This window comes from Acetobacter sp. DsW_059 (genome assembly GCF_002153695.1).
Classification (GTDB): domain Bacteria; phylum Pseudomonadota; class Alphaproteobacteria; order Acetobacterales; family Acetobacteraceae; genus Acetobacter; species Acetobacter thailandicus.
The window spans coordinates 1-6345 of the sequence record NZ_JOPI01000029.1 but is presented as its reverse complement, the minus strand read 5'-3'; the positions used below and the strand labels follow the sequence as shown (position 1 = coordinate 6345).

Genomic DNA, 6345 nt, shown 5'->3' with positions numbered 1-6345 from the left:
GGCCAGCACCGCCTCGGCCGAGATCGAGCATATGCGGGGTGTATGGGCGCGTCAGGTGAATATGGCGCTGGAACGGCACCAGGTCGATCAGCGAGTGGATCATCGGAGCTTCGAGCGCCAGGGGAGGGAACAGGAGCCGACCCGGCATATGGGCGTGTCAGCGACCGCCCTAGAGCGACAGGCGGCCCGCGAGACCCCCGGCCGGGAGCCGGTGACGGATCTCGGGAAGCAGAACGCGGAAATCCGCGAGCGGAACCGGGTAATGGAAACGGCCCGCAAGGCCGTGGAGAAGGCGCAGGAGTTGTTCTCCGGCCTTGAGAAGAAGGCTCGGCTGGCGGTCGGTCTGGCCCGGAAGATCGGGCAGCGGATGGAACGGGAGAGGGAAGCCGAACGCCAACGGCAGGAGCTGGCGCGTCAGGCCGAGATCAGGCGGGATATGCAGCGCCAGCAGGACATGCGGGCGGCCGAGGAAGCTCGGAAAGCCGCCGAGCAGGAGCGGCAGAAGCAGCTCCAGCAGGAACGAGGCCGATCTTTGGGGCGGTCACGGGGACGAAGTAGAGGCCGAGATTATGATAGCGGGCCAGATATAGGATTCTAGCTATATTGAGGTGGTGTTTAAATGTTGGTTGTCATGTTTCCGTTCACTGTAACGATCCACGAGGTAATCGGATCGATCCCGGAGTAGCCACGTAAACTTCATCAATTCCTCCATGACATCCACCATCCGGTCGTAGAGAGGGGACGGCTTCATCCGGTCATCATCACCGAACTGCGTATAGGCCATTGGGACGCTGGACTGGTTGGGGATGGTGAACATCCGCATCCACCGGCCCAGCACCCGCAGGGCATTGACGGAATTGAAACTCTGCGATCCGCCTGAGACCTGCATGACCGCCAGCGTGCGGCCTTGAGTCGGACGGATCGATCCTTCGGACAATGGCAGCCAGTCGATCTGGTTCTTGAACACGGCGGTAATGTTCCCGTGCCGTTCAGGGCTGCACCAGACTTGACCTTCCGACCAGATCGAGAGTTCCCGTAGTTCCTGCACTTTCGGATGGGTCGCGGACACAGAATCCGCTATCGGCAGGTCGGTCGGGTCAAACACCCGTGTCTCGGCCCCCAGCACCTTCAGGATGCGTTCCGCCTCAAGAACCAACAGATGGCTGAAGGATCGGGAACGTAAAGAGCCATAGAGCAGTAGGATACGCGGCGGATGGTCCACACGCGGTTGCGGTTCCAGCCGCGCGAGATCGACCTGTTCAAGATATTCGGGGTGGAGGGCTGGCAAGTCAGATTCGGTCATTATGGTCCATTCGTGCATTATGGGCGGCTGATCCAAGGCAGCCACAGAGCCAGCGCCCCGAGTGTCGCCAGCAGAACGGGCGGGGTGATTGCCAGTCCGACTTTCATGTACTGCCCCCATGTGACCCGATGGTTCTTGGATGCCAGCACATGCAGCCACAGCAGTGTGGCAAGACTGCCAATCGGCGTAAATTTTGGCCCGAGGTCGCAGCCGATGACGTTGGCATAGATCATCAGGTCGCGTGTCAGCGGCGTGATGTCGTGAGCCTGCTGGATCGCCAGTGCCCCGACCAGCACACTCGGCATATTGTTCATGATGGAGGACAGAGCAGCCGCCAGAAAGCCGGTGCCGATGGTGGCCGTGAATGTCCCTTGATGGCCCAGCCATACCAGTGCGGTTGCGAGGTAGTCGGTCAGCCCGGAATTGCGCAGGCCATAGACCACCAGATACATGCCCAGAGAGAAGATCACGATCTGCCACGGGGCACCCCGAAGCACCTTGCGAACAGGGATGACCCGACCATATCCGGCGATGAGCAACAGGATTCCGGCAGCTAGGCAGGCTACGATACAGACCGGGATGTGAAATGGCGCTGTCAGAAAATAGGCCGCCAGAACAAGGGCCAGTAGCGGAAATGCTGCCCGGAATACATGATGGTCGCGAATGGCCATGGCAGGTTCTGGTAGTTCGGTGACGGGATAGGTTGCAGGTACTTGCCGCCGGTACCACAGCCACAGGACGGTTAGCGTTGCACCAAGTGCTACCAGATCGACAGGGATCATGATTGCGGCATAGCGATCGAACGCAATGCCAAAGAAATTGGCACTGACGATGTTCACCAGATTGGAGATGACTAGCGGTAGACTGGTAGTATCTGCGACGAAGCCAGTCGCAATGATGAAAGCTAGGGCTGCGGTATGGCTCAGGCGGAGTTGAGTGAGGATGGCGATGACAATGGGCGTGAGCAGCAGGGCCGCGCCGTCATTGGCGAAAACCGCAGCAATGGCCGCTCCCAGCACCACGATCAACGGGAACAGCATCCGGCCTCGTCCTTTGCCCCAGCGCACGACGTACAGGGCGGCCCAGTGGAAGAACCCGGCCTCATCCAGCAACAGCGAGATGACGATCAGCGCGATAAAGGTAAGGGTCGCGTCCCAGACGATGTGCCAGACGACAGGAATGTCGTGCCAGTGGATCACACCAGCCGTCAGGGCCACGGTAGCGCCTGCCATCGCACTCCAGCCGATGCCCAGACCCCGAGGCTGCCAGATGACAAAAATCAGTGTGGCAACGAAAATCAGAAGCGCCAGCATCAGACGATCCGTTTGCCGGATTCATTGACGATCTTCTCGCCATCCTCCTTGACGAAAGCGCCCTGCTGCGGGTTGGGCAGGATGTCCAGAACCGTCTCGGACGGGCGGCAGAGCGCCGCACCCAGCGGGGTGACGACGATCGGCCGGTTCATCAGGATGGGGTGTGCGATCATGGCGTCGATCAGCGCATCATCCGTCAGGGCCGGATTATCGAGGCCGAGTTCGTGAAAGGGCGTGCCCTTTTCTCGCAGGATCGAGCGCACCGGAACGCCCATCTGGGCGATCAGATCGACCAGTTCCGCACGGCTGGGAGGGGTTTTCAGATATTCGATGATCCGGGGCTCATCGCCGCTGTTGCGGATCAGTGCGAGCACGTTGCGCGACGTGCCGCAGGCCGGGTTGTGGTAGATCGTGATGGTCATGAGCAGGTTTCCGGATTTGAGCAGCAGGCAGACAAATCCGCGACAAGGGGAGTGCAGAGATCGGGACTGCCCGCACAACAATCCTTGACCAGAAACAGCATCAGCTCTCGCAAGCATGGCAGGGACACACGATAAACGATCTGACGGCTATGGCGCTGTGAGGTCAGCAGACCAGCGCGGGTCAATGTGGCCAGATGGACGGAGATCGTATTCTGCGGCAACGCTAACTGACGCGCGATCTCCCCAGCGGGAAGGCCATCTGGTTCATGGCGCACCAACAAGCGGAAAATTTCGAGGCGAGTAGATTGAGAGAGGGCACTCAGGGTAAGTAAGGCAGCTTCAGTATCCATATATCTATCAAAATAGATATATGGATATATGTCAATTTACATTGACCATCAGTGATCTTGTGACGTGTGCCAAACCCGAAGAACCCGAACGATTTTGGCCGTTTCTTCGACCTCATAGAGTAACACATAGGGACGGACGACTACCCATTCGCGAGTATTATCCTCACCCTCTCGGCCGATGTTCGGGAACATGGCGAGGTCTGTGGTGGCGTCGATCAGCCGGAGCAAAATCCGTTTGGCCGCGTGAGGATTGCGGGGAAGCAGGTAGTCAACGATGGCGGCCCGGTCTGTCAGGGCTTCATCGGACCATTCAACCTGCACGCCGTTCCTCGTGTGGCAGTGCGTCAATCGCCGCCTGAACGCGGGCCAGATCGGCTTTCAGGATCGTTAGAACCTGTTCGGCTGGAACGGCCGGTTTCGTGCTGTTCCGGGCCTTGTGGATTGCGGCCCTTTTGGCGGCCAGTTCGTCGGACAGGTCGGTCATGACGCACCCCCTTGGAGAAGTTCGAGCTGCATGGGTGGCCGGGTTTCCGCGGCCTGTGCCTTGCGGACGTCCAGCGAGCCGTTCCATGCCACGTGCGGGTTGATGAAATACACGGCGACACCTCGCCCCTGCATCCCTTCGATTTTACGACGTTCGCGGCGGATTACGCCCATTTTTTCCAGTGTGCCCATGATTGTGCTGACATGTTTGGGGGCACATCCGATCCGTTCGGCGAGCTGGTCGCGGGTGAGCAGGACTTCGCCTGTGTCCTGCCGGAGATTAAGCAGCACTAGGTCGAAGGCATGGCGCACCTGATTGGGTCGGTCGTCAGATGGTAACTCGCGGATGGCGTCCCAGATCGTGGCGGTCTGCATACGGCTCAACATGGTGAAACCTCCCGGCCAAAGCCCTTCGGTGGTGTCTGGTCGCGCGGCCTTCTGTAGCGCGTGTGTGGCCCGTGAGATGGCTATACGCGCCTCTCCGGGCAAATGCTTCAGGAGTTCTTCAGACAGGAGCGAGAGTTGCTCGGCCGCCTGTGCAGCTTCCTCCTGTCCGGATCGCTGCGGCTTGGTGGTGAGGCGCACAATCTGGGCCATGTTTCGCTCCCTGTGGAGAACCCGTTTTTAAGTCCCGGATTCCGGGATCAATTAGTCCCAGAATCCGGGACTTAAAACAAGCCATTTTTCTAGGTTCTCTGCGGGGTGTGGCGATCCCTAAGAAAGAGAAAAGAATCTAATCCCCCTGTTGTCCCCCCTTTTTCCGGTGGAAAACTGCCATTCCGGGGGCTGGTCCGGCGCCCTGCGGGCGGGCTACGCCGCTCCCGCTCCGCGCTCGCCCGACCCCTGTAACGCCAGCAGAATCGGGTAAGAGAAAATGGCTCAGGAAGCGAGGAGGGAGCTGGGCGGCTTTCCCTATCCTGTGATTGTCAGGGGATATACCAGCCGGTTATGTTTCCCTTGGCGTCCGCGTTCGGGAAGCAGACCGTGCCGCCTTTCTGGCGTTCCGTGGTCCAGCCGTTCCCTTGGCACAGGGTCAGCAGGTCGAGGCTGCCCCGTCGATCGAGGCCATAAGCCCGCTGCCCGGCCGGGGTGTTCGCCCAGCTCGCTGCCGCCTCCTGATTTCGGGCTTTCTGGTATCCTTCCGCGTGCCCGGTTTCCCATCCGGACTTCTGACCGAAGAAATACCCCCCACCAAACGCCACCAGAACGATCAGGAAGGCCGTCAGCCCAGTCCAGAGTAGAGATGAACGTATTTCGGTCTGACTGGCCTGTAGCGCCTCCTGTGAGGCTCCTGTGGCCTGTTTAAGCGCGGTCTGCATTTCGGCTGACAGGGCCTGTTCCTGCCGATTCCGGGTGGCCTGATCGGTTCGGACGGCCCGGAGCAGACGGTTCGTCTCCGCCATTTCCCGGCCGAGCTGGTCGAACGCGGCCAGTCCGTCATCCAGCTCGCGTTCGTCGGTCATGACTTGTCAGGTTCCGGCTTCTGCCACCCCTCGAACGCCTTGTGGTCGTGGTCGCGGGTGATGCGTTTCATCAGTTCGTCAATGACGCGGCCGAAGCGTTCATCCTTCCCGGCCGCGTCGATCAGCAGCCCCCCGAGAATAACCTTGCGGCGGGTGTCCAGCTTGCGTTCCTCGGCGTTCTGTCTGGCGAGTAAAGCCTGATACCGGGCCTTGGCCTGCTCGACCTGCTGTTTTGCCTTCTCGATGGGTGTCATTTTCCCTCCCGCACCAAGTGGGTGCAATGGTCTGTTGTGATTTCCATTCCTGCGTGACCCTGTTGAGGATACCTGATTTTTCGGAAGTTTTCTTGATTCCTCGTAGAGTGCAAACAACCCTTGCGACGAAGGAGTGAAGGGCGCACTTTAGCATTGTTCCAATGCGTGCGTCAGGGACGTTCCTTCCCTGAACCCTTCCTGAACGGAGCGAGGCGTGGCGATCTACCACCTATCCGTCAAATCCATCTCGCGTTCTGCTGGTCGCAGCGTCGTGGCTGCTTCTGCCTATCGTGCCGGTCAGGAGCTGACGGACGAACGGCAGGGACTGACGCATGACTACACCCGCAAGCAGGGGGTGGAGGATGCGTTCATCGTAGCCCCGGATGGCGCGGACTGGGCGCAGGACCGGAACGCTCTGTGGAATGCAGCCGAGGCGGCCGAGAAGAGGAAGGACGCCAAGACCGGCCGGGAATACGAGCTGGCATTACCGGCCGAGCTGGATGCGGGCGCACGGAAGGAACTGGCCCGAGATTTCGCCCGTGAACTGGTGGCGCGGTACGGGGTGGTGGCCGATGTTGCGATCCATGAACCCGGCCGGGAAGGGGATAACCGGAACCATCACGCGCACATCCTGACCACGACCCGGACGGCCGGCGCGGATGGGCTGGGGGCCAAGACGCGGGTTCTGGACGTGGCCAGCACCGCCTCGGCCGAGATCGAGCATATGCGGGGTGTATGGGCGCGTCAGGTGAATATG

General features: G+C 60.2%; 11 protein-coding genes. 2 read left to right on the top strand and 9 right to left on the bottom strand.

Annotated features, from left to right (window positions below; translation table 11 throughout):
• Window positions 1-598, top strand: a 598-nt coding sequence (locus tag HK25_RS07295) for a MobA/MobL family protein (protein WP_158092934.1), incomplete at its 5' end; no start/stop codon positions are given.
• Here the strand turns inward: HK25_RS07295 and arsH are convergent.
• From arsH to HK25_RS07255, 9 genes are all read right to left on the bottom strand, one after another.
• A complete protein-coding gene (gene arsH, locus HK25_RS07290) occupies window positions 599-1303 on the bottom strand; it encodes an arsenical resistance protein ArsH (RefSeq protein ID WP_086635809.1) in 705 nt (234 codons plus the stop codon).
• Window positions 1304-1320: 17 nt separating this feature from the next.
• Entirely contained in the window at window positions 1321-2616 is a 1296-nt protein-coding gene (locus HK25_RS07285) for an arsenic transporter (RefSeq protein WP_086635808.1), read from the bottom strand.
• Window positions 2616-3038, bottom strand: a complete 423-nt coding sequence (arsC, locus tag HK25_RS07280) for an arsenate reductase (glutaredoxin) (RefSeq protein ID WP_086635807.1) — start codon at window positions 3036-3038, stop codon at window positions 2616-2618. Before arsC ends, HK25_RS07285 begins: the two co-directional genes overlap by 1 nt.
• Entirely contained in the window at window positions 3035-3388 is a 354-nt protein-coding gene (locus HK25_RS07275) for a helix-turn-helix transcriptional regulator (RefSeq protein ID WP_083813692.1), read from the bottom strand. The genes arsC and HK25_RS07275 overlap by 4 nt, the downstream gene beginning before the upstream one ends.
• 48 nt (window positions 3389-3436) lie before the next feature.
• Window positions 3437-3709, bottom strand: a complete 273-nt coding sequence (locus HK25_RS07270; protein ID WP_040509872.1) for a type II toxin-antitoxin system RelE/ParE family toxin — start codon at window positions 3707-3709, stop codon at window positions 3437-3439.
• The gene (locus HK25_RS13245; protein ID WP_008852989.1) at window positions 3699-3872 is read right to left on the bottom strand and encodes a hypothetical protein; all 174 of its coding nucleotides are present in this window, start codon (window positions 3870-3872) and stop codon (window positions 3699-3701) included. Before HK25_RS13245 ends, HK25_RS07270 begins: the two co-directional genes overlap by 11 nt.
• Window positions 3869-4468 carry a helix-turn-helix domain-containing protein gene (locus HK25_RS07265; protein WP_040509871.1) on the bottom strand — a complete coding sequence of 200 codons (600 nt, stop codon included), beginning with the start codon at window positions 4466-4468 and terminating at the stop codon, window positions 3869-3871. Before HK25_RS07265 ends, HK25_RS13245 begins: the two co-directional genes overlap by 4 nt.
• A gap of 329 nt (window positions 4469-4797) precedes the next feature.
• Window positions 4798-5334, bottom strand: a complete 537-nt coding sequence (locus HK25_RS07260; protein WP_086635806.1) for a replication protein — start codon at window positions 5332-5334, stop codon at window positions 4798-4800.
• Window positions 5331-5588: a mobilization protein gene (locus tag HK25_RS07255; protein ID WP_008852986.1), complete on the bottom strand. Its 258-nt coding sequence runs from the start codon at window positions 5586-5588 to the stop codon at window positions 5331-5333. Before HK25_RS07255 ends, HK25_RS07260 begins: the two co-directional genes overlap by 4 nt.
• Before the next feature lie 214 nt (window positions 5589-5802).
• On the opposite strand from HK25_RS07255, the gene mobQ reads away from it, so the two are divergent.
• Window positions 5803-6345, top strand: a 543-nt coding sequence (gene mobQ / locus HK25_RS07250) for a MobQ family relaxase (protein ID WP_158092933.1), incomplete at its 3' end; no start/stop codon positions are given.